Source organism: Lentzea californiensis (assembly GCF_024648825.1).
GTDB classification, from domain to species: Bacteria; Actinomycetota; Actinomycetes; order Mycobacteriales; family Pseudonocardiaceae; genus Lentzea; species Lentzea californiensis.
This window is the reverse complement of sequence record NZ_JANBBE010000012.1, coordinates 141,227-165,630: the sequence shown is the minus strand read 5'-3', so window position 1 is coordinate 165,630 and position 24,404 is coordinate 141,227. Positions and strand designations below refer to the sequence as shown.

The following is a 24,404-nucleotide window of genomic DNA, read 5'->3' as shown; positions in this document are numbered from 1 at the left end:
CGGACTACCTCTCTCCCGAGTACGGACCCTCACAGGTGACCTCAGTCACCGCAACACTTTCGAGTGACTTCTTCGCGTTGTGGCGCGCGAGGTTCCACTCCCGCCAGTCCTGCTCGACGGTGCGATTCTTCATCCACCGCAAGGCACACGAGCGTTCGTAGGCCGGCAGCCTGACCAACGCGGGCACCGCGTCCTCCGACAACTGCGACAGGTAGTACGTGTCGATCTTCTTCGTCGCCTCGAACCGCGACACGTTGTAGTCGGCGACCACCCGTTCGGGGTTCATCGCCACCACCGCGAGGAAGAACGCGGCGCCGGTCGCGACGATCGCCTTGGGCAACCACTTGGCGCGCAACGAGATTCCGCTCGCGATCACCATGAGGTACACGACCGCCAGCCACACCTCGCACGACGCGACGAGCAGCCGCAGCACCGTCCACCCGTACGCCTGCTGGTAGAACCACATGCGGCTCAAGGCACTCGCCACGATGACCAGCGTGAGAACAGCCAGTGAACCGAGCAACACCCGCAGCCACAACTGTTCCTGCTTGGTCTTCTTCACGGCGAACCGCGCGACACCGGCGATTACGCCGAGCGTGAGAACGGCGACCCACAGCAGCTGCCAGAACCCGGACCGCGCGTACTCGGCGAACGTCACGCCCGCCGTCCTCATCACGTAGGCCTCGCCACCGAACAGCACCGCGAGCTGCGTCCCCACGAACCCGGTGAACAGCAACACGAGCACACCGACCGGCAGCCCGTAGTCCTTGAGCCGCAACGACCCCGGCTTGCCCTCGGCGTCCTCGTCGATCTCCGGCGGCGCCGCCACCAGGTAGCAGGCACCCAAAGCACCGAACGCCGCGACAACCCCGAAGAACGTCTTCTGCACGTACGTGCCGAGTTCGAGGTCCGGCACCAGGCCCTCGAGGAAGTCGGCGAACCCCTTGTCCGCCCCGGCCAGCAGCGACCCGAAGACCACCAGCAACACCAGCGCCACACCGACGGAGATGAACGGCCGGATCCCGATCGGCCCCCGCCTGCGGGCACCCTTCGCCACCCACGGAATGGACCGAAGCCCGCCCAGCCCGACACCCAGGGCGCCGAACACGAGCCCGCGCACGGTCTTGCCGCCGGCCATGGCGATCGACCCGCACAACATCGACGCCATCAGCGCCAGCGGGAACACCCACTCCGCGGCGCGCAGGAAGCCCATCGCGAGGAACGCCAGCGCGCCCGCCAGCCACAGTGCCCGCTCGACCGTCGGCCTGCCCGCGTAGAACAGCACCCCGCCGACGCCCACGAGTCCCGCCAGGAACCAGCCGATGCCGTTGTTCGGCGCGGCTAAGAACGCGCCGCCCAGACCTGCGACGAGGCCCGCGACCAGGGCTTTGCCCGGCGCACCGGTGGTGGGTGGACGCCACCAGGGCATGAACGGCACGCCGGGTGCCGTCATGGCGGCCGCCGCCGGGTAGCGGGGCGGGCCCTGCCACGGGGACGGCGGGGGGAGGGTGGCGGTGACGACCGCGGCCTGCTGGGCGGGCTGCGGTGTTTCCGCGGGCTTGGGCTGCTCCGCGACTGGCTTCGCCTTCGCGGGCTGCGCGGGTTGCGGTGTCTCTGCTGGCTTGGGCTCGTCCGCGACCGCGGCGGCCTTCGCCTTCGCCGGCTGATCTTGTCGGACCTCCTGAGTAGGTTGAGTCGCAGGGGTTCCCGACTCGGGGGTACCCCTGCGCGAGCCTGCCCCGGCCTCGCCAGCGGCCCCAACTGTGGCCTTGCCAACGGGCCCAGCCCCGGCCTCGTCAGCGGCCCCAGCGGCCTCGCCAGCACCCTGACCAGCGCGTTCGTCGACGCCCCCACCCTCAGCGGGTTCCGGCGAGCCCCCAGAGCCCGCCGGCTTCCCGCTCCCGGACACCGGCCGATACCCGGTCTTGCGGAAGTTCCGGTACTTCGGCCGCCCAGCGGCCTTGTCGTCAGTCATGTCTCTCTCCATAAGCCCGAAAAGGGCGCGCTTCACCGCCACACCGGCGATCGCGGTGCGAACGAACAGGTCAGTCAGGAAGTCAGCGGGGCAAGGTCACCCGGATGCACGAGCCGGGGTCCACCACGGCGATCGTCCCGCCGTGCAGGTCCACCACCCACCGGGCGATGGCGAGCCCGAGCCCGGTCCCGCCACCGCCCGCCCTCTCCCCCCGGGTGAACCTCTCGAAGATCCGCGACCGGTCGGCCGGCGCGATGCCGGGCCCCTCGTCCCGCACCTCCAGCACCACGCACGAAGCCGTGGAGTACCCGGCCACGGACACCAACCCCCCGGTGGGTCCGTGCCGGGCGGCGTTGTCCACCAGGTTCACCAGCACCTGGTGCAGCCGCTCCCCGTCGGCGAGGACGGTCAGGTCCCCGGCGACGTCGATCGAGAACGACGCCGAGGGGGCCGCCACCGCCGCCTCCGCCACCACGTCGGCGACCAGGGACGAGACGGACAGCGTCTCGCGGTTCAGGGACAGCACGCCGGCGTCGATCTTCGACAGGTCCAGCAGTTCGGTGACCAGCCGCCCCAGTCGTTCGGTCTGCGCCAGCGCGGTCCGCATGGTCGCCGCGTCGGCCACCGCCACCCCGTCGACCACGTTCTCCAGCACGGCCTGCAACGCCGAGATCGGGGTCCGCAGCTCGTGCGACACGTTCGCGATCAGTTCCCGCCGCTGCTGGTCCGCGGCGGCGAGGTCGGCGGCCATCACCGTGAACGCCTCGGCCAGCTGCCCCACCTCGTCGGACGACGTGGCGCGGATCGACCGCGAGTAGTCGCCGGACGCCATCGACCGGGCGGCAGAGGTCATCTCCCGCAACGGCGAGGTCATGCCGTGCGCCAGCAACTGCGAGGTCAGCAACCCCAGCACGAGCGCGATGAGCGTCGTGCGAGGCGGCAACCACCCGGTCACGTAACGGAAGTAGGCGAACGAGACGCACCCGGACACCACGATCACCATGCCGAGCTTGAGCTTGATCGACCGCACCGAGTCCAGCGGACGCGGCAGCAGGTCCAGCAGGTCCAGCAACCGCCTCACGAAGACACCTTCTTGGCGGGTACTTCCAGCGCGTACCCCACGCCGTGCACGGTCCTGATCAGGTCGGCCCCGAGCTTGCGCCGCAGCGCCTTCACGTGGCTGTCGACCGTCCGCGACGACGCTCCCTCGTGCCACCCGCACGCCTCGGCCAGCAACCGTTCCCTGGCCTGCACGGCGGACGGCCGCTCGGCCAGGAACACCAGCAGGTCGTACTCGGTGGGCGTCAGGTGGGCCTCGACCCCGGAGCGTGACACCCGCCGTGAGGCCAGGTCGATCAGCAGGTCACCCAGCTCCATCGACTGCGTCGACGCCGCCCGCGACACCCGCCGCAGCAGCACGTGCACCCGTGCCGCCAGTTCGCGCATCGAGAACGGCTTGGTCAGGTAGTCGTCCGCCCCCACGGCGAGCCCGACCAGCAGATCGGTCTCGTCCCCCCGCGCGGTCAGCATCAGCACCGGCACCGAACGCGACGCCTGGATCCGCCGGCACACCTCGAGCCCGTCGAACCCCGGCAGCATCACGTCGAGAACGACCAGGTCAGGGAGGAACGCGGCCGCCTGGGCGACCCCGGACGGCCCGTCGTGGGCCACCGCCACCCCGAACCCCTCGGCCCGCAGCCGCACGGCCACGGACTCGGCGATCGTGATGTCGTCCTCCACGACGAGCACCCTGCGCTGACCTGTCATGACGGCGACTTTATGGGTATGTCGTGGAGGACGCCGGGACAAGTTGTGAAGATCGTGTGCAGAAGCTTGTAGGTTCTCGGCATGAACGTCCTCGAAGCGGTCCTGGAGAGGATCACCTACGCCAACGAGGACAACGGCTACACCGTCGCGAAGGTCGACACCGGCCGCGGTGACCTGGTCACGGTCGTCGGCGCGCTGCTCGGCGCGCAACCCGGCGAGTCGATCCGCATGCGCGGCACCTGGGGCTCGCACCCGCAGTACGGCAAGCAGTTCCACGTCGACGACTACACGACGATCCTGCCCGCGACGATCCAGGGCATCCGCCGCTACCTCGGCTCCGGCCTGATCAAGGGCATCGGCCCGGTGCTGGCGGACAAGATCGTCACCCACTTCGGCGTGGACGCCCTGGACGTCATCGAGCACTCCCCGGAACGCCTCATCGAGGTCCCGAAGCTCGGTCCCAAGCGCACGAAGCTCATCGCGAACGCCTGGGAGGAGCAGAAGGCCATCAAGGAGGTCATGGTCTTCCTGCAGGGCGTCGGTGTCTCCACGAGCCTCGCCGTCCGCGTCTACAAGCAGTACGGGGACAAGGCCATCGAGGTCGTCCGGGAGGAGCCGTACCGGCTCGCGAGCGACGTCTGGGGCATCGGCTTCAAGACCGCCGACGTGATCGCGAAGGCCGTCGGCATCCCGCACGACAGCCCGCAACGCGTCAAGGCGGGCCTGCAGTTCACGCTCTCCGAGGCCACCACCGACGGCAACTGCTACCTGCCGGAACAGGCCCTCATCGCGGAGGCCATCAAGATCCTCCAGGTCGACACCGGCCTGGTCATCGACTGCCTGGCGGAGCTCGTCGAGGAGGAGGGCGTCGTCCGCGAGGAACTGCCGGACGACGAGATCGCCGTCTACCTGGTCCCGTTCCACCGCGCCGAGATCTCGATGGCGGCGCAGCTCAAACGCCTGCTGCACGCCGACACCGACCGCATGCCGAGCTTCGCAGGCGTCGACTGGGACAAGGCCCTCGCCTGGCTCGGCACCGACCTCGAGGAACACCAGGCGGCGGCGGTCAGGCTGGCCCTGACACAGAAGGTCGCGGTGCTGACCGGCGGCCCCGGCTGCGGCAAGAGCTTCACGGTCCGCTCGATCGTCCGCCTGGCCAAGGCGAAACGCGCCAAGGTCGTCCTGGTCGCCCCCACCGGACGCGCCGCGAAACGCCTCGCCGAGCTGACCGGCCACGAGGCCCGCACCGTCCACCGCCTGCTCGAGCTCAAGCCCGGCGGTGACGCGGCGTACGACCGCGACCACCCGCTCGACGCCGACCTGGTGGTCGTGGACGAAGCTTCGATGCTGGACCTGTTGCTGGCCAACAAACTCGTGAAGGCCGTCCCGCCCGGCGCGCACCTCCTCCTGGTCGGCGACGTCGACCAGCTGCCGTCCGTCGGCGCGGGGGAGGTGCTCAGGGACGTGCTGGCGGAGGGGAGCCCGATCCCGAACGTCCGCCTGACGCACATCTTCCGCCAGGCCCAGGAGTCCGGAGTGGTCACGAACGCCCACCGCATCAACAGCGGCGACTACCCGATCGTCCAGGGGCTCCCGGACTTCTTCCTCTTCAGCGCCGACGAGGCCGAGGACGCGGCCACGCTGACCGTCGACGTCGTCGCGAACCGCATCCCGCGCAAGTTCCGCCTCGACCCGCGCAAGGACATCCAGGTCCTCGCCCCGATGCACCGCGGCCCGGCCGGCGCGGGCGCGCTCAACACGGTGCTCCAGGAAGCCCTCACGCCCTCGCGCGACAACCTGCCGGAGAAGCGCTTCGGCGGCAGGGTGTTCAAGCTCGGCGACAAGGTCACCCAGATCCGCAACAACTACGACAAGGGCAAGAACGGCGTCTTCAACGGCACCCTGGGCGTCGTCATCGCGCTCGACCCCGTCGAGCAGAAGCTGACGATCCGCACCGACGAGGACGAGGAAGTCGACTACGAGTTCTCCGAACTGGACGAGCTCAGCCACGCCTACGCCATGACCATCCACCGCTCACAGGGCAGCGAGTACCCGTGCGTGGTCATCCCGATCACGACCAGCGCGTGGATGATGCTGCAACGGAACCTGCTCTACACCGCCGTCACGCGCGCCAAGAAGCTCGTGGTGCTCGTGGGCAGCAAGCGAGCCATCGGCCAGGCCGTGCGCACCGTCGGCGCGGGCCGCCGCCACACGGCGCTGGCCCACCGGCTGAGGACCTCGCAGGCGTTCTGAGTTTCGTCAGTCCAAGCTGCGCACGATGATCGGCTCCAGGCCCTCGTCGTCGTCCGCGGGAGAACCGCGCCAGGGAAACGAGAACTCGGCGACACCGTCGTTGTAAAGGTGATCCATGGCTTGCGCTCCCGCTTCCGCACGACAACTGCACCGATGCCAGGCGGGATGTTATTGATTTTCGTCACAGCGCGCCAAGCGGCCGCTTCCGGTGTCCCAAAAACCGGACGGTAATCATCCGGTCGGTCGAACCGACTGGCGGCGCCCGGCGGAACGGTCGATGATCGGTGATCATGCGGACCGCCGTCGCCCTGCTCGCCTGCCTGGCCCTCCTGTTCAGTCCTGCCCCGGCTCCAGCGAAGGGTCCACAAGCGACATACGTGCTGCGCGTGCCCGCACCGATGGGTGATTCCGCACAACGGTTGCTGGGCCTCGGTTACGACGTGCTGGAGCAGCGCGACGGCGCCGACCTGTTCGTCGTCGGCGATCCGCAGACCTCGCAGAAGCTCCGTGGGGACGGTTTCCCGTCCACTGTCGAGACGGCGATGCCCCCGACCCAAAGGGCACCGCGCTCGCTCGGTGACGCGACCTACTACGGCGGCTACCGGACCGTGACCGCGCAGCTCGCCCACCTGAACGAGGTCGCCCGGGCGCACCCCGACCTCGCCACGGTCGTCGACTACGGCGACTCCTGGCGCAAGACCCAGGGCGGCGGCGGACACGACCTGAAGGCCATCTGCATCACCCGCAAGAGCCCAGGTGACTGCGCGCTGACGCCCACCGCGCCGAAACCGCGCTTGTTCGTCATGGGCCAGCTGCACGCCCGCGAGATCACCACCGGCGACATGGCGTGGCGGTTCATCGACGACCTGGTCGGCTCCGACCTCACCGCGAAGCTCGGTGACCTGGAGGTCTGGGTCGTCCCGATCGCGAACCCGGACGGCGTCGAGATCGTCGAGTCCGGCGGCGACACGCCCGTGCTGCACCGCAAGAACGCGAACGGCACGTGCACCTCAGGCCCGCGCGGCGTCGACCTCAACCGCAACGCGGGCTCGCACTGGGGCGAGGTCGGCTCGTCCGCGAACAAGTGCAGCGAGACCTACCAGGGCCCGCGCGCCGACTCGGAGGTGGAGGTGCAGGCGCTGGAGTCGTTGTGGCGCAAGCTCTACCGCGACACCCGCGCGCCGAGCGACACCGCGGCGGCCTCCGCCGACACGACCGGCGCCGTGATCTCCATGCACAGCTTCGGCGACTACGTGCTCTTCCCGTGGGGCTGGAGCACGCAGAAGACGGGCAACGACGCCGCCCTGCGCAAGATGGCGAACGACCAGGCGGCGCTGTCCGGTTTCGCCGCGGGCCAGCCGGGCGAGCTGCTCTACAACGCGTCCGGCGCGACCGACGACTGGGTGTACGACGACCTGGGCGTGCCGAGCTTCGTCTGGGAGATCGGCGCGGGATCGGGCCGCTGCGGTGGCTTCCTGCCGCCGTTCTCGTGCCAGCAGGACGTGCATTGGCCGAAAGTGCGTCCCATGCTCGTTTCGGCCATGAATGCAGCAAAACGCCCGTACTGACGCATTGTGGAGGCATGGGGACACGCTTACTCGCAACTCTTGCCGCGTTCAGCCTGCTCTTCACCGGTACGGCGGTCGCAGACGACACCCAGGTCGACCGCAGGATCGTCCAGGAGGGGCTGGACGAGCTCGCCGCGACGGGCACCGCGCAGGGCACCCAACTGCGCGTCACGGACGGCCGCAACCGCTTCACCGCGCGTTCCGGCACCGCCGAGATGAACAACCCGCGCCCGGTCCCGCTCAACGGCCGGTTCCGCGCGGGCAGCATCACCAAGTCCTTCACCTCCACCGTCACGCTGCAGCTCGCCGGCGAGGGCAGGATCTCGCTGGACGCTCCCGCCGACCGGTACCTGCCCGGCTTGATCGACCAGCGGATCACCGTCCGCCAGCTGCTCCAGATGACCGGCGGGCTCTTCAACTACACCAACGAGCTCCCGTTCGACCCGCAGGGCTTCGAGGCGATCCGGTTCAAGCGGTGGCAGCCGGAGGAGCTCGTCGCGATCTCCACGAGCAAGCCGCTCGACTTCGAGCCCGGCACGCGGTGGGAGTACAACAACACCAACTACGTCATCCTCGGCATGCTGATCGAGAAGGTCACCGGCAGGAAGTACGAGCAGGTCGTCGCACAACGCGTCCTGAAGCCGTTGCACCTCGACGAGACCACGTTCCCGGGCAATGACCCGGAGATCCGCGGTCCGCACGCCCACTCGTACGGGATCGTGAACGGGCAGCCGGTCGACACCACGCGCTGGAACCCGTCCGTGTTCTGGGCCGTCGGTGACGTCATCACGACCACCAAGGACCTCGACACCTTCTACGCAGCGCTGCTCACCGGCAAGCTCCTCAAGCCCGCCCAGCAGGCCGAACTCACCAAGACGACCGCAGTGAGCACCGACTACGGCCTCGGCGTGTTCGTGGAGAAGGCCCCGTGCGGCACCACGATCATCGGCCACCCCGGCGGTGTGCCGGGCTTCGCGAGCTACGCCTACTCGACGCCGGACCTGAAGCGCCGCGCGGAGCTCTCCATCTCCACCGGCGTCGGCACGGGTGACCCGAACCCGGCATTCGAGAAGCTGATCAACGAGATCTTCTGCTGAACGGCGTCAGGGAAACCCCTTAGGCCGCCTCGGCCCCTGGTCTGATGTAAGAGCACGCGGGGCTGCGGCAGGGTGCGGGCATGGGGATCAAGACCATCGCCGCCCTGACCGCGGCCTGCCTGCTCGTCACCGGCGGCACCGCGCTCGCGAGTACCGATCGCAAGATCGTCCAGGAAGGCCTGGACGACTGGATCAGGGCCGGCACGCTCGGCACCCAGATCCGCGTCACCAGCGGGAAGGAGCAGTTCACCGCCCGTTCCGGCGTGGCGCAGCTGAACACGGCCAAGCCCGTTCCGCTCAACGGGAAGTTCCGCGCGGGCAGCATCACGAAGACCTTCGCCTCCACCGTCGTGCTCCAGCTCGCCGGTGAGGGCGAGGTCGTGCTGGACGCGCCGGTCGAGCGCTACCTGCCGGGCCTGGTGGACAGCCGCATCACCGTCCGCGACCTGCTCCAGCACACCAGCGGCCTCTACAACTTCACCGACACCGTGCAGCTGGAGCCGGACGTGTTCGAGCCGATCCGGTACCGGCACTGGACGCCGGCGGAGATCGTCCGGATCGCCACCGGCAGGCCGCTGGACTTCGAGCCGGGCACGCGGTTCAGCTACTCCAACACGAACTACGTCGTCGTCGGCCTGCTGATCGAGAAGCTCACAGGCAGGAGCTTCGAGCACCAGGTCAAGCGGCGCATCCTCGCACCGCTCCGGCTGAGCGACACCGACCTGCCGACCAGCGACGTGAACATCCGCGGCCCTCACGCGCACGGCTACTGGCGCTACAACGGCGAGCCGTCCGACATCACGCGTTTCAACCCTTCCGTCGCCTGGGTGGCCGGCCACGTGGTGTCGACGACGAAGGACCTCGACACGTTCGTCGACGCGCTCATCGACGGCAAGCTGCTCAAGCCCGCCCAACAGCGCGAACTCCTCAAGACCACGGCCATCAGCCCGAACTACGGCCTGGGCCTGGAGGTCGAGGTCCTGAGCTGCGGGACCACCGTCGTGGGGCACAACGGCGGCACGCCCGGCTACCTGTCGTCCATGGCCACCAGCACGGACACCCGCAAGCGCATGACGCTGAGCGCCACCACCGGACCTGACCAGGGCAACCCCGGCGAGGGCTACGACAAGATCATGAACGCCGTCTTCTGTTGACGTTTTCTCAGCAAAACCCCTAGGGCCTTCGTACGACTGAAGGTGGATGCGCGCTGACACCTCGCCTCGACAGGGTGTGAGCATGGGGATTCGATTGGTAGCCACAGTCACCGCGACGAGCCTGCTGGCTCTGACCACGGTGGGCGTCGCGTCGGCGGACACGTCGAGCGTCGACCGCAAGGTCGTCCAGCAGGCTCTGGACCAGATCACGCAGAGCGGGGCGGCTCTGGGCGTGCAGGCCAGGGTCACGGACGGGCGGCAGCGGTTCACCGCCGGCTCCGGCACGGCCGAACTGAACAGCGACAGGCCGGTGCCGCAGAACGGCAGGTACCGCGTCGGCAGCATCACCAAGACGTTCGTGTCGACGGTGACGTTGCAGCTCGCGGGGGAGGGGAAGGTCGACCTGGACGCACCGGTCGTCCGCTACCTGCCCGGCCTGATCGACGGCCGCATCACCGTCCGCCAGGTGCTGCAGCACACGAGCGGTCTCTTCAACTACACCAACGCGTTGCCGCTCAGCCCGGACGAGTTCGAGCAGATCCGCTACAAGAACTGGTCACCGCAGGAGCTCCTCGCGCTCTCCACGAGCAAGCCGCTCGACTTCGAGCCCGGTACGCAGTGGAACTACTCCAACACGAACTACGTCGTCGCCGGCCTGCTGATCGAGAAGATCACCGGCAATCCGTACGAGAAGGCCGTCGAGCAGCGGATCCTGAAGCCGTTGCGCCTCAACGACACCGAGGTGCCGGGCGGCAAGGTCGGCATCAGCGGCCCGCACGCGCGCGCCTACTGGACCGTGGCGGGCAAGCCGTCCGAGATCACCCGCTTGAACCCGTCGGTGGCCTGGGCCGCCGGTGAGATGATCTCCACGACCCGTGACCTCGACACGTTCGTCACCGCCCTGTCGAGCGGCAAGCTGCTCAAGCCCGCGCAGCAGCAGGAGATCAGCAAGACCACGGCCGTGAGCCCCGAGTACGGACTCGGCCTGCAGGTGCAGACGCTGCCGTGCGGCACCAAGGTGTGGGGTCACGGCGGCGGCATCCCCGGTTACTCCTCGGAGATGATGACCACGCCTGACAGCAAGAAGCGGTTCGAGCTCAACGCCACCAGTGGCCCCACCGAAGGCAACCCCGGTGGCGCCTTCACCAAGCTCCTCACCGAGGTCTTCTGCTGATCATGAAACTCGTAGCCGCACTCACCGCGGTCACCCTGCTCGCCACGGCCGGTGTCGCTTCGGCGGCACCGGCCCGGCAGGGTGCCGTGCAGGAGATCATCGACCAGCTCACGACGTCCGGTGGCGCACTGGGCATCCAGGCGCGGATCAACGGACGTGACACCGTCCGCTCCGGCGTCGCCGAGCTGGGTTCCCGGAAACCCGTGCCGCACAACGGAACCTTTCGCATCGGCAGCGTCACCAAGCCGTTCGTGTCGACCGTGGTCCTGCAACTCGCGGGGGAGGGGAAGGTCGGTCTGGACGCGCCGGTCGTCCGCTACCTGCCAGGTCTGGTCGACGACCGCATCACCGTCCGCCAGTTGTTGCAGCACACCAGCGGCCTCCACAACTACACGGACTCGATGCCGCTGGACCCGGCAGGGTTCCCGTCGATCCGCTTCAGGACGTGGAAGCCTCAGGAGCTGCTCGCGATCGCCACGAGCAAGCCGCTTGACTTCGAGCCCGGCACGAGTTGGAACTACTCCAACACGAACTACGTCGTGGCGGGTCTGCTGGTCGAGGAAGTCACCGGCAGGCCGTTCCAGCAGGCCGTCGAGCAGCGGATCCTCAAGCCGTTGCGGCTCAGGGACACCGTGCTGCCCAGGAACTCGGTGGAGGTGCCCGGCCCGCACGCGCACGGCTACTTCCCCGATGCCTCCGGCAAACCTGTTGACGTCACGCGGCTCAACCCGTCGTGGGGCGGGGCGGCGGGGGAGATGATCTCGACGACCCGCGACCTGGACACGTTCCTGACGGCCCTGCTGGCCGGAAAGCTGCTCGAACCGTTGCAGCAGAAGGAACTTACGAAGACGACAACGGTGAGCCCCGGCTACGGCCTGGGTGTCGCGGTCGCGTCGTTGCCCTGCGGCACGAAGGTCTACGGCCACGACGGCCAGATCCACGGCTACGGGACGATGATGGTCGGCACGCCGGAAGGCAAGCGCCTCGAACTGTCCCTCACCGAGGCCGCCGATGGCGGTACCCCCGGCGACGGCTACCGCAGGCTGCTGGACCACGTCTTCTGCTGATTTTCGGGCAAAACAAAAGGGGAGCTGGGTTGACCCAGCTCCCCTCCCGGCGTTGAGAAGGACTACCCGAGGGCGTTCTTCATCGCTGTGATCAACTCACCGTTCGCGGTGTCACCGTTGAGCTCCCAGAAGAACGCGCCGCCGAGACCCTGGCCGCGTGCCCACTGGATCTTGCTGGTGATCGTCTGCGGGGTGTCGTAGCTCCACCACTGGCCGTTGCAGAACGCGTAGGCCGTGCCGGCGATGGTGCCGGTGGCGGGGCACTTGGTCTTCAGGACCTTGTAGTCCTCGATGCCCGCCTCGAAGGTGCCCGGAGCCGGACCCGTCGCCGTGCCACCGGGGGCAGCCTGCGTCACGCCGGTCCAGCCGCGGCCGTAGAAGCCGATGCCGAGCAGGAGCTTGCTGGCCGGAACGCCCTTGGAACGCAGCTTCGAGATCGCGGCCTCGGAGTTGAAGCCGGCGGTCGGGATGCCGCTGTACGAGGTCAGCGGGGAGTGCGGAGCCGTCGGGCCCTGAGCCGCCCATCCACCGAAGTAGTCGTACGTCATGACGTTGTACCAGTCGAGGAACGCCGCTGCGGGGCCGTAGTCGGCGGCGTCGATCTTGCCGCCGGCGGAACCGTCAGCCGTGATCGCAGCGGTGACGAGGAAGTTCTGGCCGAACTTCTTGCGCAGCGCCTCCGCCATGTTCTTGAACGCGGCCGCACCACTCGCGTCGCACGTCAGGCCACAGGCGTTCGGGTACTCCCAGTCGATGTCGATGCCGTCGAACAGGCCCGCCCAGCGCGGGTCCTTCAACAGGTCGTAGCAGGAGTTCACGAACGTGTTCAGGTCCTTCGAGGCATCGCCGAAGCCACCGGACCAGGTCCAGCCACCGAAGGAGTACAGCACCTTGAGGTGCGGGTACTTCTTCTTCAGCTTGAGCAGCTGGTTGAAGTTGCCGCGCACCGGCGCGTCCCACACGTCAGCGACGCCGTCGACGCTCTCCGCCGCCGTCATCGACTTCTCGATGGCGGGGAAGGTCTCGCCGATGGTGCACTTGCCGCCGGTCACGTTGCCGAACGCGTAGTTGATGTGCGTGAGCTTCGACGCCGAACCCGAGGTGTCGATGTTCTTCACCTGGTAGTTGCGCGCCGGGTACACACCCCACTCCGCGAAGTAGCCCAGGTTAATCTTCCCGGGAGGCGGCGGCGGACCAGTCGTGGTCGTCGTCGTGGTGGTGGTCGTCGTAGTCGTGGACGTAGTCGTGGTGGTCGTCGGGTTGGTCCCGCCGGCCTCACACGAGCCACCGTTGAGCTTGCAGTTGGTCGGCGCGCCGAACGTGCCGGAGTAGGAGCCGTTGAAGCCGAAGCTCACCGACCCGCCGACACCGATGCTGCCGTTCCAGGTGTTCTTGACCGTGACGGTCTGACCGCTCGTCGTGTACGAGCCGTCCCACAGCGAGGTGACCTTGTGGTTCGCCGGCATCGTGAACTCGACGGTCCACGACGTCAGGGCCGACGCGCTGTTGTTCTTGATCGTGTATTTGCCTTCGAAGCCGGTTCCCCAGTCGGAACCCTTCGAGAACGTGGCGGAAACGCCACCGGCACCGCTGGCAGCGGGCACGACGACGATTCCGAGGACCATCGCGGCAACGGCCGCGAAGAGAGCAGCTAGATGCCATCGGGACTTGGACATCGGTCTCCTCAGACGCAGGGGGTACCGGAACGATGTGGTCCAGACCACTGGAAGGTCAAGGTCTAGACCTCTGCCGTCACTCGAATGGAGCAGCCCGAAAACGGTTTAGTAGGCCCGGGGTGTCCCGTTTCGGTCTAGTTGGTTAACCATTGGAGGGGTTCCGAGACGAACTCCCTTCGGGTCGAGTTTCGCCTGAGCCACTGCACAAAGAGGACGGTCGGCCCTAACTTCGTTCCATGCCAAAGCGTTTCTCCACGGCGCGCGGGCGCGAGTTCGGCGACGCGGTACGGGCCGCGCTGTCCGCCACGGGCATGACCGCGCGCGAGATCTGCGAGAAGATCGACTGGGACCCTGGGAAGTTGTCCGACCTCGTCAACGGCAAGGGCGGCTGCTCAGAGGTGGACCTGGCCGTCCTGCTCGGCTTCTGCCGCACACCGCCAGAAGAGCGGGAGCACCTGTTGGCCGTCTTCCGCAAGACAGACATGAAGGACTGGTGGCAGCAGCACGGAGCCACGCAGCCGGTTCGCCCTCGCACCCTCACGGAACACCTCAAGAAGGCCAAGAAGTTCGTCGGCTGGTCGCCGCTGGCCGTGGCCGGACTGCTTCAGCTGCCTGACTACATCCGTGCGGTCTGCCTGGCGACCGACAAGATCCCTGTCAAGGAGATCGAGGAACGCGTGGTCGCACGTCTGGCCATGCAAGAGGTGTTCCGGCAGCGTCTTGACTGCGTGTTCTACCTCCATGAGCAGGCACTCCAGTTGCCTGTGGGCGGTCCGGATGCGTTGCGCGCGCAGCTGCATCATCTGCTGGAGATGTGGGTGCGGCCGTACATCGACATCAGGATCGTGCCGACCGACGCTGGTGCTCACGCAGGCCTGGCCGGCCCGTTCACGTTGATGGAGTTCGACAGGATCGAGCCGGTCGTCTTCGTGGAAGCGGAGAACTCAAGCCTGGTCATCGAGGGTCGGACTGCTGTCACCGGCTACCAGGACGTTCTCAAGGCTCTCGATCGGATCGCGCTGAATGCGGAAGAATCGCGAGAGAGGATCTCCAAGTACGCAACTTGAGGAGGCGCCTGTCATGTGGCGCAAGAGCAGCTACAGCGCGAACGCGATGGACTGTGTCGAGGTCGGTCTTGGCATCGGCATCCGTGACAGCAAGGCGCCCGCCACCCACCTCGCCGTCGAGCCCGGCTCGTGGTCCGCGTTCCTGCTCTCCGTGAAGGCCGGGAAGTTCGCACGTTCGGGTCAAACCGACTAGTCCGCCGAGCGTCACCACCGCCGGTTCCCAACGATGAGGACGTGAACCTCACCGTTCCTGAACAGGCAAAACGCACACCAGGCCTCGACTCGGTCCAGGCGGCCATCGCCGACCTGCGCGCGGGCCGCCCGGTGCTCGTGGTCGACGACGAGGACCGGGAGAACGAAGGCGACCTGATCATGGCCGCCGAGCACGCCACCCAGCAGGCGCTGGCGTTCTACGTGCGGCACACGAGCGGGCTGATCTGCGCGCCGGTGTCTGCCGAGGTCGCCGACCGGATGCGGCTGCCGTTGATGGTCCAGGACAACGAGGACCCCGAAGGCACCGCCTACACGGTCTCGGTCGACGTCACGAACGGCATCGCGTCCGGTATCTCCGCCGCCGACCGGGCCCGCACGCTGCGCGTCCTCGCTGATCCGTCGAGCACGCCGCAGGACGTGCGCCGGCCAGGGCACGTGTTCCCGTTGCGCGCCAGGGCAGGTGGGCTGAGCGAACGGCGCGGGCACACCGAGGCCGCCGTCGAGCTGATGCGGCTGGCCGGGTTCGAACCGGTCGCCGTGATCAGCGAGGTGTGCGACGAGGACGGCGGTGTCGCGCGGTTGCCGCAGCTCAGGGCATTCGCGGACAGGCACTGGCTGAAACTGGTGTCCATCGAGCAGCTCGCGGCGTTGGTGTCGGAGAGCGTGGTCGCACGATGACGCTGCTCGCGACGGTTTTCGACCTCGACGAGACCCTCGTCGACAGTGCGGCGACGTGGAACCGGGTGATCGGCACGGTCGCGGCCCGCCACGACCACCGCTGGACCCACGCCGACTGGACGGCGATCCAGGGCACCTCGACCTGGAGTGCCTACCTCGCCGAACGGTGCCGCGGCCTCACGCCGGAGCGCGCGGCGTCCGAGTGCGTGGACGGCATGGTCGACGCGATCGCGCGCGGCACGTTCGGATTGCTGCCCGGCGCGGCGGATCTCGTTGCACTGGCGGCGGAACTCGGGCCGGTCGGGCTGGTGTCGGCGTCGCCGCGCAGGTACGTGCGGGCCGCCGCGTCGGCGTCCGGACTGCGCAGGCACGTCGAGGCGATCGTGACGGGTGACGACGTCGTGAACGGCAAGCCCGCGCCCGACCCGTACCTGCTCGCCGCGCGCAAGCTCGGCCTTGATCCCGTGAACGTCCTCGCGGTCGAGGATTCGGCATCGGGCATCCGTTCGGCGCACGCGGCCGGGATGACGGTGCTCGCGATTCCCAGCGCCGCCACGGCCCGCGACTCCGAGGTGCTGGAACTGGCGGCGTGCACGGCGTCCGACGCCCGCGTCGCGGCCAAGGAGATCTGCCGGCTGTGGGTGGAGGTCTACGCGCTCAGCCGATAGCGCGCTCCGCACCCCAGGCCGCGATGTCCTCCCGGCTCTGCAGCCCCAGCTTGTCCCGCAGCCGCTGCAGCCGGGAGGCCACGGTCCGCACGGACACGTTGAGCCGGTTCGCGATCTGCTGGTTCGTGAGCCCGCTCGCCAGCAACGCGACCACCCGCCGCTCGTGGTCGTCGAGCGAGTCGAACGCCGCCTCGGTGCGGTCCAGCCACACCTCGTCCTGGATGAACGCCTCGGTGTCGGCGGCGGTCAACGGGGTGGCCGCGGCCTCTGCGCGCGCGACGGGCAGCATCAGCCGTGCGGTTCGCATGGCACCGGCGACCTTCTCCGCCCAGAACGGGTTCGGCACCACACCGACAGACCGGCGCATGGCCCGTCCGGTCGCTTCCAGCCGTAGCGCGCGCTCGGCCTGACCGCGCGTCAACGCGACCACGGCGAGGCCTTCCAGGGCGTCAGGAGCGGTCAACGGGTTGAGGCCGTCCATCCGCAGCGCCTCCTGGAAGGCATGGGTGGCCTCGTCCAGGTCGCCCTGCACCAGCGAGACGGCGCCGCGTGTGTTGAGAGCGGAGGCGATGCGCGCGGGAACGCCCGACGCGCGCGAGATCGGCAACGCGGACATGACGTTCTTCTCGGCGCGTTCGTGCTTGCCCAGCGACAACGCCGTGCGCGCGAGATCGACCAACGCCGTCGCACGCGCGAGCGGCTCGCCCAGCAGTTCCGCGACGCGCAAGCACTCGGTGTTGTTCTCGACCGACGCCTCCCATTCGCCCGACGACTGCTGAACGGCCGCCAGCGTGCTGCGGCTGCTCATCACCAGCGCGGGCTGCCCGATGTCCCTGACCAGCCGCGACGCCTCGGCGGAGAGTTCGGCGGCCTCGGCGTGATCACCCTGCCCTGCCGCGAAACGGGCGGCGTGGTTCAGCGCCACGCAGCGGTAGTCGTCCCGGGTGGACGGTCGCCGCAGCGCGTCCCGCAGCATCATCCGTGCCTGGCCGAGCAGTCCGCGTCGCGCGGTGCAGTCCGCCAGGGCCGCGGTGAGCAGCAGCAACCGTTCGTCGGCGCGATCGGCCGCCCACTCGACGGTGCCGAGCAGGCTGTCGACGTGGTTGTCGAGCTTGTGCTGCACGTCCGCGGGCATCGACAGCGGCGCGGTGATCAGCACGTCCGACAGGTCCGTGAACCAGCGGGCCAGCGCCTCGTAGGCGACGTCCAGCTCACCGGCCGCCAGCAGCTTCTCCCTGGCGTGCAACCGAACCGTCTCCAGCTGGCGAAACCTCGTGGTGCCCGGGATGGCCGCCAGCAACGACTTCGCCTGCAGCCGCGACAGCACGTCCAGCACGGGTTCCGCGGAGCGTTCCGACGAGCAGACCTCGTTGGCCGCGGCCAGGTCGAACCCGCCGTCGAACACGGAAAGCCGCCGCAGCGCGAACTGCTCGTCCGGCTGCAGCAGCTGGTAGCTCCAGTCGATGGCCTCGCGCAGCGAACTCTGGCGCGACGGCGACTTGCGGCAGCCCAGCGTCAGCAGTTCCAGCGGCTCGTCCATGCGGTCGCAGATGGCCGCGACCGGCAGCAACTGCACCCAGCGCGCCGCCAGTTCGATCGCGAGCGGCATGCCTTCCAGCCGTGCGCACAACAGGGCGACCGCGGCGGTGTCGTCGAGGGTCAGCCGGAAGTCGGGCTTGCGCTCACGAGCCCTGTCCACGAACAGCTTCACGGCCTCCGAGCGCGGCGCCGCCATCGTGACCACGTCCCGATCCGTTGAGGGAACGGGCAAACCCTCGACGTGGAAACTGACCTCACCGGTGATCCACAGAGCTTCGCGCGACGTCGCGAGCACCCGGACACCGGGGCAGCGGTTGAGCAGCACGTCGGTGAGCTCGGCGCACGTGTCGAGGAGGTGCTCGCAGTTGTCGAGGACCACGAGCATTTTCATGTTCACGAGCGTCTCGACCACGGTGTCGCGCAACGGCTCGTCGAACTGGGCGATGACCCCGAGCGCGTCAGCGAGGGCAGGCATGACGTCTCGGGAAGCGGTGATCTCGCCCAGCGAGACGAGCAGGACCCGGTCGGTCCTCCCGCGTCGCAGCCTTCCGGCGGCCTCCAGCGCGAGCCTCGTCTTGCCCGCACCCGCACTGCCGACGAGCGTAACGAGACGATGCCTGCGCAGGAGCTGGTCGAGCTTCGAAAGCTCCTGCTGGCGGCCGACGAACGTGTCGCGCGCGGCGGGCAGGTTCGAGAGCACCCGCACGTTCTGCCTGGTGACGGGCGTTGCCGACACGGTGACCCGCCGCCGATACGCCCGCTGGCGGCATGCGTTGGAGCAGTAGGACCTGCGTTGTTCGGAGGTGGCGGGAGGCATCGTGCCGTCGCAAAGCGCGCAACGTCCGTCGCTGGTCATGAGTCCCTCTCGTCAAGCCGTAACGGCAGGTTGTTCCTGTCTCGGTCCGGCGTTTTCGCAGGTGGTGTGCGGTGAACCGGCACGTGCAACCCGTTACGCCTGCGTGTGCGTGAGACGGTTCGCAACCTGTTCGTTATGCCTGCCTTCCCGTGGCCCTCGTTCGGGAACAAACTGGTGACTGGTCCGGTCTGACAGGGAGTGCGCATGACGTTGACGACGAGCACCTCGTGGGCGAGCGCAGGTCTGCAACTGGTGGACAAACCGCGCACGATCACCGTCGGCATCGCCGACGACGAGGTTCTGATCCGCACGGGAGTCCGCGGTGTGCTGGAACGCGCCGGCAACGTCGTGGTGGTCGGCGAGGCCGGTGACGGCGGCGGAGCACTCGAACTCGCGCGGCGCCAGCGTCCGCAGGTGCTGCTGATGGACGCCTCCATGCCCGGCATGGAAGGCCTCGCGGCGGTGCGGATGGTGCGCAGGCACGTGCCAGGCACGCAGGTGATCATGCTGTGCACGCCGCCGACCGAGGAGATGTTGTTCCCCGCGTTGCGCGCCGGCGCGGCGGGATTCCTGTTCAAGAGCGGCGAACCCGACGCGTTGGTGAACGCCGTGCGCGCCGTCGCCGCCGGAGAGGCCATCCTGTCGCCGTCCGCGACGCGTGCGTTGATCGACCACTTCACCGGCGCCGACTCGGAACGCCGTGACGCCGCACGCAGCCGCATCGGCCTGCTCACTCGACGCGAGCAGGAAGTGTTGGTGTACCTGGCGCAGGGCATGGCGAATGCACGGATCGCACGGCTCATGTACCTCTCAGAAGGGGCTATCAAGGCCCACGTCAGCCGACTGCTGACGAAACTTCGGTGCGACAACCGCGTCCAAGCCGCTCTCATCGCACGCGACGCCGCCCTTCCATGCTGAAACCGACAACTGCTGCCACGGCGCGACGGTCAGCCTAGCCACGGATTTTCGCGCCGCGAAGCAGGTCACCCGGTTGGCCCCGTCCGGAATGATGTCGCTTTCCCGCCAGCGTCTCGGTAGGAATGGCGTCATGCTGGTGGACATGCCGCCGGTCACGTTCTCGGAACAGTTGCACTTTCAAGCACCGCTGTGGCCCGACAGCCTGTTCGGCCACCTCATCGCCACCGCCGTGCCCGGAGTGGAAGAGTGGCGGAACGGTGTCTACCGGCGAACCTTGCGACTTACTTGCGGTTTCGGCATCGCGTCTTTGCGTCCGTTCCCGGATCACGTCGAGTGCACGCTGGAACTGTCGGACTCTCGCGATTCGGCTAGTGCTCTAGACCTTTGCCGGTTTCTGCTGGACCTCGACGCCGATCCGTTAGCGGTCGATGCGGCGTTGTCCGCGGACCCCCTTTTGGCGCCGTTGGTTTCGGCTGCTCCTGGGCGCCGTGTGCCGCGCACGGTCGACGGCGCGGAGTTCGCCATTCGGGCCGTGCTGGGTCAACAGGTGTCGACGAAGGCCGCGCGCACGCACGCAGCACGCCTCGTGACGGCCTTCGGCAAGCCGGTGGGGGACCTGTTCCTGTTCCCACTGTCGTTCGATCCCGCGGCGCTGGCGATGCCCGAGTCCCGCCGCCGCACGATGGCCGCGTTGCTGGGCGCCCTCGAGTCCGGTTTGGACCTGTCTCCCGGCGCGGACCGGGCCGTTGCGCGCGAATGGCTTTCGTCGCTGCCGGGCTTCGGTCCGTGGACCGTCGAGTCGATCCTGATGCGCTCTTTGGGCGATCCCGACGCGTTCCTGCCGACCGATCTGGGCGTCCGGCTGGCCGCGGAGGCCCTGGGACTGCCGTCGACGCCCGCGGCGCTGGTCAGGCGTTCGGAGGCGTGGCGGCCGTGGCGTGCGTACGCGGTGCAGCACCTGTGGGCGACCGGTGATCACGAGGTGAACCGAATCCCGGCCTGACCTGCACGCTCGAGTACATCGCCGACGAGCCGTCCCGCACGAAGCCGGGCAACGCCGGCGGGTCCTGCGCGAACCCGTGCAGGGCATCGAAAACCTCCAGCGCCGTCGCCGGCCGTCCGTCGGGTTCCTTGGCCAGCAACCGTTGCACCAACGGGTCGAGCGCTCCCTCGACCGGCCGCGGCGTCTCCTTGACGTGCTTGTCGAACACCGCGTAAGCCGTTGGTCCGGTGAAGAGTTGTTCGCCCGTCAGCATCTCGTGCAGCACGCACCCCAGCGCGTACAGGTCGCTGCGGGGCTCGGCGGTACCGCGCTGGATCTGCTCCGGCGCCATGTACGAGGGCGTGCCGAGGATCTGGCCGGCCCGGCTGAACGGCGCGACGTCACTCTCCCGTAGCAGCGCGAGGCCGAAGTCCAGCACCTTCACCGCCCCGTCCGGGCACAGCATCAGGTTGGTGGGCTTGAGATCCCGGTGGCAGATGCCCTGTTCGTGCGCCGCCGCCAGCACCGCGGCCGTCTGCGCGGCGATGTTCGCGGCCCAGGCCTCGGGCAGCGGGCCGAACTCGCCGACCAGTTCGTCGACCGTGACGCCGTCGACGAACTGCATGACCTGGAAGAGGCGCTGCTCGAACGTCCCGAAGTCGTACAGCACGGGCACTCCGGGGTGTTCCAGTCTGGCGACGATCCGCGCCTCACGCGCGAACCGCTGCGCCACCTCGTCGTCGCTGCCGGGCAGCCGCAGCAGCTTGACCGCGACGCGCCGATCCAGGCGCAGGTCCCGGCCCTTGTGCACGGCACCCATGCCACCCCGCCCCAGCGGCAGGTCGTCGATCTCGTAGCGGTCGGCGATCAGCACCCTGGGAGCCTAACTGCCGTCACCTGTTCGCTGACCCCGCGCTTCCTCGTACGCGAGGCGACGGTAACAGCGTTTCAGGACATCCCGATCGGGTGAAACTGCCAGACTCACGCTGGCCCGACCTGTCCGCTCAGAAGTCCGCTGTAGCCCAGACGGACCAGCGTGGCGGCCTCGTCCAGGCCCGCTTCCAACGCCTTGAGCTGCGCGAACGCACGTCCGTACCGCTGCTGCTCCGCCAGCGGCAGCGACGGCACCTGCGTCCGGCGCACGTCCAGCCGGGTCGAGCCTGTCGGCGTCCTGGCGAACGCGGCGCGCAGCACGCCCTCCAGGAAATCGGGGTCGACCTTGCGCGGATCGATCTCGTACGTCGCGCCGGTGGGGGACGAGACGACGTGCGGGCCGGGGGCCGCGCGGACCAGCTCGCCGATCGTGGTCATCGGGGGAGCGTCCTGGTGCCGCAACTCGGGCAGCGGGGGCAGGCCGAACGTCGGCTGCGCCGCGAGGTAGGCGGACGCGTCGGTGCCGCTGCGGCGTGACGGGCTCAGGTCGACGTCGTCGTCCAGCAGGTCGATGACCCGCGTGTTCGGGTCGAGCGGGCCCGGTGCCTCGAGGAGCGCGATCTGTTCGGGCGCGCGGCCGATCGGATTGCGCAGCAGCCACAGGTCGCGTCCCGGCTGCACGGTCATCACCGCGCGCACCGCCCCGGCGCGCAGCAGGTTGCCGCGGATCCGCTTGCCGGGCCTGCGCGAGGCCGCCGCGGACGGCAGCAGCACCGCCACCAGCCCGCCGGGCTTCGCCAGCGACAGGGCGTGCTGCAACCACGCCAGCTCCGGTTCGCCGCGGGGTGGCAGGCCGTAGGTCCACCGGGCGTCGCCGACCAGTTCCTCGTGCCCCCACGCCCGGTCGTGCCACGGCGGGTCGCACACCACCGCGTCGGCCTTCGCCTGAACCCCGTTGTGCCGCAACGAGTCGCCGGTGAAGATCTGCGCGGCCGGCATCCGGCGCCGCGCGATGACCGCCGACACGGGATCGAGCTCCTGCCCGATCTTGTTCCGCGCCCTGGACGCCTTCAGCAGACTCCCCGTGCCGCACGCCGGATCGATCACCGTGTCGCCGTCCGTCGTGGCCAGGACGGCCTCGACGACCTCGGGTGGAGTGGGGTTCAGCAGACGGGAGTGGGCCTCCAGGTACCGCTCGTGGAGGAACTCGAACGTCTCCGCGTCGGCCTCGACCGCGGCCAGCGCCTCACCGAGCTTCAGGTCGTCCGCGGTCCGCAGTTGCGTCCACAAGCGCTCGGCCGGGGACACCCGGAACGGCTTCCCGTTGCGCCGAAGCCATGACTCCACGTCGCGCAACAGGTACAACGGACTGGAGGCCGTCCCACCGACCGGCGATGGGAAGTCCTCGAACCGCCGCCGCCAGTTCGACACGGCCGCCCGCCCCACATCGGCGAGGCGCGCTATGTCACCGGCGTTGACCGTCTCATCCATGTTCACAACCGTATTGCTTGTGAACTCACTTCACAACTGATCTACTGGGAGACATGACACACGAGCTGCGCATCGCCGTGGCGACCGATCCTGGGCTCGTCCGCGAGCACAACGAGGATTCGGTCTACGTCCGCGCGGACCTGCAGGCCGTGGCGGACGGCATGGGCGGCCACGAGCACGGTGAAGTGGCCAGCGCGCTCGCGGTCGACGTCCTCGCGGCCTGGAAGGGCGACCTGGGCCCGGCCGTGTCCGAGATCGCGCGCAGACTCGACGCCGAGACGCCCCAGGGCGCCGGCACCACGCTGACCGCCATCCGGTGGGAGGGTCTCGCCTTCCAGCTGGCGCACATCGGCGACTCCCGCGCGTACGTGCTCAGGGAAGGCGAACTCCGCCAGATCTCCCACGACCACACCATGGTCCAGGCGTTGGTGGACGCCGGTCGCATGACGCCGGAAGAAGCCCTGGTGCACCCGCGCCGCGCCTACGTGCTGCGCGCCCTGCAGTCCGGCAACTCGCACGACCCCGACCTCTCGTGGCACCAGGCCAAGATCGAGGACCGCTACCTGCTCTGCAGCGACGGCCTGACCGACTACACCGACCTCGGCGACGTCCACGACGTCCTCCTGTCCACTGAGGACGGCACCGACGCGGCCTGGCAGCTGATCGCGCTGGCGAACGGCAACGGCGGCCCGGACAACATCACCTGCGTGATCATCGACGTCGTCCGCAAAAAGTGGTGGCAGCGCTAGCGAATCCCGTTACGGTCACGGCGTGACTAGAGGCGTTGACCTGGGGAGCACGGCCGCGCGCCGCCTGGCCGAGCTGGAGTGCTGTGAGATCGCTCCGGGGCTGACCGACGCGGAGTTCGCCCGCATCGAGGCCGAGCACGGTGTCGAGTTCGCCGACGACCACCGGGCGTTCCTCGCGGCCGGGCTGCCGGTGAACAGCCCCTTCGAGCCGGAACCGGGTGTCTTCCACACCTGGGAGCAGCCGTGGCCCGAGTGGCGTGGAGGCGACCAGGCCGGACTTCGCGAGCAACTCGAGTGGCCGGTCCGGAAGGTGTTGGAGGAAGTCGAGACCGGCGGTCACTGGAACCGGGCCTGGGGTGAGCGGCCGGACGCACCCGAGGCAGCGTTGGCGGTGGCGCGGCAGGCGCTCGCGGAGGCGCCCAGGCTGGTGCCGGTCTACGGGCACCGGTTCCTGCCCGCGGGGCGCGGCACGTCCGGGCACCCGGTTCTGTCCGTGTGGGGAACGGACATCATCTGCTACGGCACCGATCTGGCCGATTACGTCGACCGGGAGTTCCGCGACCCCGCGCCCGAGTTCCCGGACGACTGGGCACCGCGAGCCACCGTGCCGTTCTGGCGCGATTACCTGTAAATGGAAAC

General features: G+C 68.8%; 21 protein-coding genes. 14 read left to right on the top strand and 7 right to left on the bottom strand.

Translation table 11 applies throughout. The annotated features are described in order from the left end of the window. Positions 1–4: 4 nt before the first annotated feature. The 3 genes from LX88_RS34230 to LX88_RS34220 all read right to left on the bottom strand — a co-directional run bounded on the left by LX88_RS34230 (position 5) and on the right by LX88_RS34220 (position 3,742). Positions 5–1,975: a DUF4153 domain-containing protein gene (locus tag LX88_RS34230; RefSeq protein WP_258951932.1), complete on the bottom strand. Its 1,971-nt coding sequence runs from the start codon at positions 1,973–1,975 to the stop codon at positions 5–7. Between the two features lie 82 nt (positions 1,976–2,057). Then, entirely contained in the window at positions 2,058–3,035 is a 978-nt protein-coding gene (locus tag LX88_RS34225) for a HAMP domain-containing sensor histidine kinase (RefSeq protein ID WP_443674883.1), read from the bottom strand. Positions 3,036–3,052: 17 nt separating this feature from the next. Next, positions 3,053–3,742 (bottom strand): response regulator transcription factor, encoded by a 690-nt coding sequence (locus LX88_RS34220; protein ID WP_177224566.1) that lies wholly within the window; start codon positions 3,740–3,742, stop codon positions 3,053–3,055. An 81-nt stretch (positions 3,743–3,823) separates the two neighbouring features. On the opposite strand from LX88_RS34220, the gene recD2 reads away from it, so the two are divergent. The 6 genes from recD2 to LX88_RS34190 all read left to right on the top strand — a co-directional run bounded on the left by recD2 (position 3,824) and on the right by LX88_RS34190 (position 12,055). Beyond that, entirely contained in the window at positions 3,824–5,995 is a 2,172-nt protein-coding gene (recD2, locus tag LX88_RS34215) for an SF1B family DNA helicase RecD2 (protein ID WP_258951931.1), read from the top strand. A 290-nt stretch (positions 5,996–6,285) separates the two neighbouring features. Then, complete coding sequence (locus tag LX88_RS34210; RefSeq protein WP_258951930.1) at positions 6,286–7,563, top strand: M14 family zinc carboxypeptidase; 1,278 nt, start codon at positions 6,286–6,288, stop codon at positions 7,561–7,563. Positions 7,564–7,577: 14 nt separating this feature from the next. Then, positions 7,578–8,660, top strand: a complete 1,083-nt coding sequence (locus LX88_RS34205) for a serine hydrolase domain-containing protein (RefSeq protein ID WP_258951929.1) — start codon at positions 7,578–7,580, stop codon at positions 8,658–8,660. 80 nt (positions 8,661–8,740) lie between these two features. Then, entirely contained in the window at positions 8,741–9,814 is a 1,074-nt protein-coding gene (locus tag LX88_RS34200; RefSeq protein ID WP_258951928.1) for a serine hydrolase domain-containing protein, read from the top strand. Positions 9,815–9,896: 82 nt separating this feature from the next. After that, complete coding sequence (locus LX88_RS34195; RefSeq protein WP_258951927.1) at positions 9,897–10,988, top strand: serine hydrolase domain-containing protein; 1,092 nt, start codon at positions 9,897–9,899, stop codon at positions 10,986–10,988. A 2-nt stretch (positions 10,989–10,990) separates the two neighbouring features. Continuing rightward, positions 10,991–12,055 (top strand): serine hydrolase domain-containing protein, encoded by a 1,065-nt coding sequence (locus LX88_RS34190; RefSeq protein WP_258951926.1) that lies wholly within the window; start codon positions 10,991–10,993, stop codon positions 12,053–12,055. Positions 12,056–12,117: 62 nt separating this feature from the next. Here the strand turns inward: LX88_RS34190 and LX88_RS34185 are convergent, their stop codons facing one another. After that, complete coding sequence (locus tag LX88_RS34185; RefSeq protein ID WP_258951925.1) at positions 12,118–13,731, bottom strand: glycosyl hydrolase family 18 protein; 1,614 nt, start codon at positions 13,729–13,731, stop codon at positions 12,118–12,120. A 236-nt stretch (positions 13,732–13,967) separates the two neighbouring features. On the opposite strand from LX88_RS34185, the gene LX88_RS34180 reads away from it, so the two are divergent. The 4 genes from LX88_RS34180 to LX88_RS34165 are packed head-to-tail and all read left to right on the top strand — an operon-like array spanning position 13,968 to position 16,357. Next, a complete protein-coding gene (locus tag LX88_RS34180; RefSeq protein WP_258951924.1) occupies positions 13,968–14,798 on the top strand; it encodes a helix-turn-helix domain-containing protein in 831 nt (276 codons plus the stop codon). Between the two features lie 13 nt (positions 14,799–14,811). Beyond that, positions 14,812–14,991, top strand: a complete 180-nt coding sequence (locus tag LX88_RS34175) for a DUF397 domain-containing protein (protein ID WP_258951923.1) — start codon at positions 14,812–14,814, stop codon at positions 14,989–14,991. Positions 14,992–15,032: 41 nt separating this feature from the next. Further along, entirely contained in the window at positions 15,033–15,689 is a 657-nt protein-coding gene (gene ribB / locus LX88_RS34170) for a 3,4-dihydroxy-2-butanone-4-phosphate synthase (RefSeq protein ID WP_258951922.1), read from the top strand. Then, positions 15,686–16,357 (top strand): HAD family hydrolase, encoded by a 672-nt coding sequence (locus LX88_RS34165; RefSeq protein WP_258951921.1) that lies wholly within the window; start codon positions 15,686–15,688, stop codon positions 16,355–16,357. The genes ribB and LX88_RS34165 overlap by 4 nt, the downstream gene beginning before the upstream one ends. Here LX88_RS34165 and LX88_RS34160 read toward each other — a convergent pair. Next, complete coding sequence (locus LX88_RS34160) at positions 16,347–18,632, bottom strand: ATP-binding protein (protein ID WP_258951920.1); 2,286 nt, start codon at positions 18,630–18,632, stop codon at positions 16,347–16,349. The two genes, LX88_RS34165 and LX88_RS34160, sit on opposite strands and share 11 nt — an antisense overlap. Before the next feature lie 324 nt (positions 18,633–18,956). Here LX88_RS34160 and LX88_RS34155 point away from each other — a divergent pair, with 324 nt between their 5' ends. Next, the gene (locus LX88_RS34155) at positions 18,957–19,670 is read left to right on the top strand and encodes a response regulator (RefSeq protein WP_258951919.1); all 714 of its coding nucleotides are present in this window, start codon (positions 18,957–18,959) and stop codon (positions 19,668–19,670) included. A gap of 130 nt (positions 19,671–19,800) precedes the next feature. Next, positions 19,801–20,673, top strand: coding sequence for a DNA-3-methyladenine glycosylase family protein (locus LX88_RS34150; protein WP_258951918.1), 873 nt, complete (start codon positions 19,801–19,803; stop codon positions 20,671–20,673). Here LX88_RS34150 and LX88_RS34145 read toward each other — a convergent pair. Next, the gene (locus LX88_RS34145; protein ID WP_258951917.1) at positions 20,579–21,526 is read right to left on the bottom strand and encodes a serine/threonine-protein kinase; all 948 of its coding nucleotides are present in this window, start codon (positions 21,524–21,526) and stop codon (positions 20,579–20,581) included. The two genes, LX88_RS34150 and LX88_RS34145, sit on opposite strands and share 95 nt — an antisense overlap. 107 nt (positions 21,527–21,633) lie before the next feature. Next, positions 21,634–23,016 carry an N-6 DNA methylase gene (locus LX88_RS34140; RefSeq protein WP_258951916.1) on the bottom strand — a complete coding sequence of 461 codons (1,383 nt, stop codon included), beginning with the start codon at positions 23,014–23,016 and terminating at the stop codon, positions 21,634–21,636. Between the two features lie 53 nt (positions 23,017–23,069). Here LX88_RS34140 and LX88_RS34135 point away from each other — a divergent pair, with 53 nt between their 5' ends. Together LX88_RS34135 and LX88_RS34130 are read left to right on the top strand one after the other, a co-directional pair. Continuing rightward, complete coding sequence (locus tag LX88_RS34135) at positions 23,070–23,765, top strand: PP2C family protein-serine/threonine phosphatase (protein WP_258951915.1); 696 nt, start codon at positions 23,070–23,072, stop codon at positions 23,763–23,765. Between the two features lie 22 nt (positions 23,766–23,787). Then, the gene (locus tag LX88_RS34130; protein ID WP_258951914.1) at positions 23,788–24,396 is read left to right on the top strand and encodes an SMI1/KNR4 family protein; all 609 of its coding nucleotides are present in this window, start codon (positions 23,788–23,790) and stop codon (positions 24,394–24,396) included. The last annotated feature ends 8 nt before the right edge of the window (positions 24,397–24,404 follow it).

What these genes read in the sequence shown, in the direction of transcription:
- LX88_RS34195 (WP_258951927.1), top strand. Translation starts at nt 9,897, where the DNA reads ATGGGGATTCGATTGGTAGCCACAGTCACCGCGACGAGCCTGCTGGCT.
- LX88_RS34230 (WP_258951932.1), bottom strand. Translation starts at nt 1,975, where the DNA reads ATGACTGACGACAAGGCCGCTGGGCGGCCGAAGTACCGGAACTTCCGC.
- LX88_RS34150 (WP_258951918.1), top strand. Translation starts at nt 19,801, where the DNA reads ATGCTGGTGGACATGCCGCCGGTCACGTTCTCGGAACAGTTGCACTTT.
- LX88_RS34140 (WP_258951916.1), bottom strand. Translation starts at nt 23,016, where the DNA reads ATGGATGAGACGGTCAACGCCGGTGACATAGCGCGCCTCGCCGATGTG.
- LX88_RS34200 (WP_258951928.1), top strand. Translation starts at nt 8,741, where the DNA reads ATGGGGATCAAGACCATCGCCGCCCTGACCGCGGCCTGCCTGCTCGTC.
- LX88_RS34185 (WP_258951925.1), bottom strand. Translation starts at nt 13,731, where the DNA reads ATGTCCAAGTCCCGATGGCATCTAGCTGCTCTCTTCGCGGCCGTTGCC.
- LX88_RS34205 (WP_258951929.1), top strand. Translation starts at nt 7,578, where the DNA reads ATGGGGACACGCTTACTCGCAACTCTTGCCGCGTTCAGCCTGCTCTTC.
- LX88_RS34135 (WP_258951915.1), top strand. Translation starts at nt 23,070, where the DNA reads ATGACACACGAGCTGCGCATCGCCGTGGCGACCGATCCTGGGCTCGTC.
- LX88_RS34165 (WP_258951921.1), top strand. Translation starts at nt 15,686, where the DNA reads ATGACGCTGCTCGCGACGGTTTTCGACCTCGACGAGACCCTCGTCGAC.
- LX88_RS34190 (WP_258951926.1), top strand. Translation starts at nt 10,991, where the DNA reads ATGAAACTCGTAGCCGCACTCACCGCGGTCACCCTGCTCGCCACGGCC.
- LX88_RS34175 (WP_258951923.1), top strand. Translation starts at nt 14,812, where the DNA reads ATGTGGCGCAAGAGCAGCTACAGCGCGAACGCGATGGACTGTGTCGAG.
- LX88_RS34220 (WP_177224566.1), bottom strand. Translation starts at nt 3,742, where the DNA reads ATGACAGGTCAGCGCAGGGTGCTCGTCGTGGAGGACGACATCACGATC.
- LX88_RS34155 (WP_258951919.1), top strand. Translation starts at nt 18,957, where the DNA reads ATGACGTTGACGACGAGCACCTCGTGGGCGAGCGCAGGTCTGCAACTG.
- recD2 (WP_258951931.1), top strand. Translation starts at nt 3,824, where the DNA reads ATGAACGTCCTCGAAGCGGTCCTGGAGAGGATCACCTACGCCAACGAG.
- LX88_RS34180 (WP_258951924.1), top strand. Translation starts at nt 13,968, where the DNA reads ATGCCAAAGCGTTTCTCCACGGCGCGCGGGCGCGAGTTCGGCGACGCG.
- LX88_RS34210 (WP_258951930.1), top strand. Translation starts at nt 6,286, where the DNA reads ATGCGGACCGCCGTCGCCCTGCTCGCCTGCCTGGCCCTCCTGTTCAGT.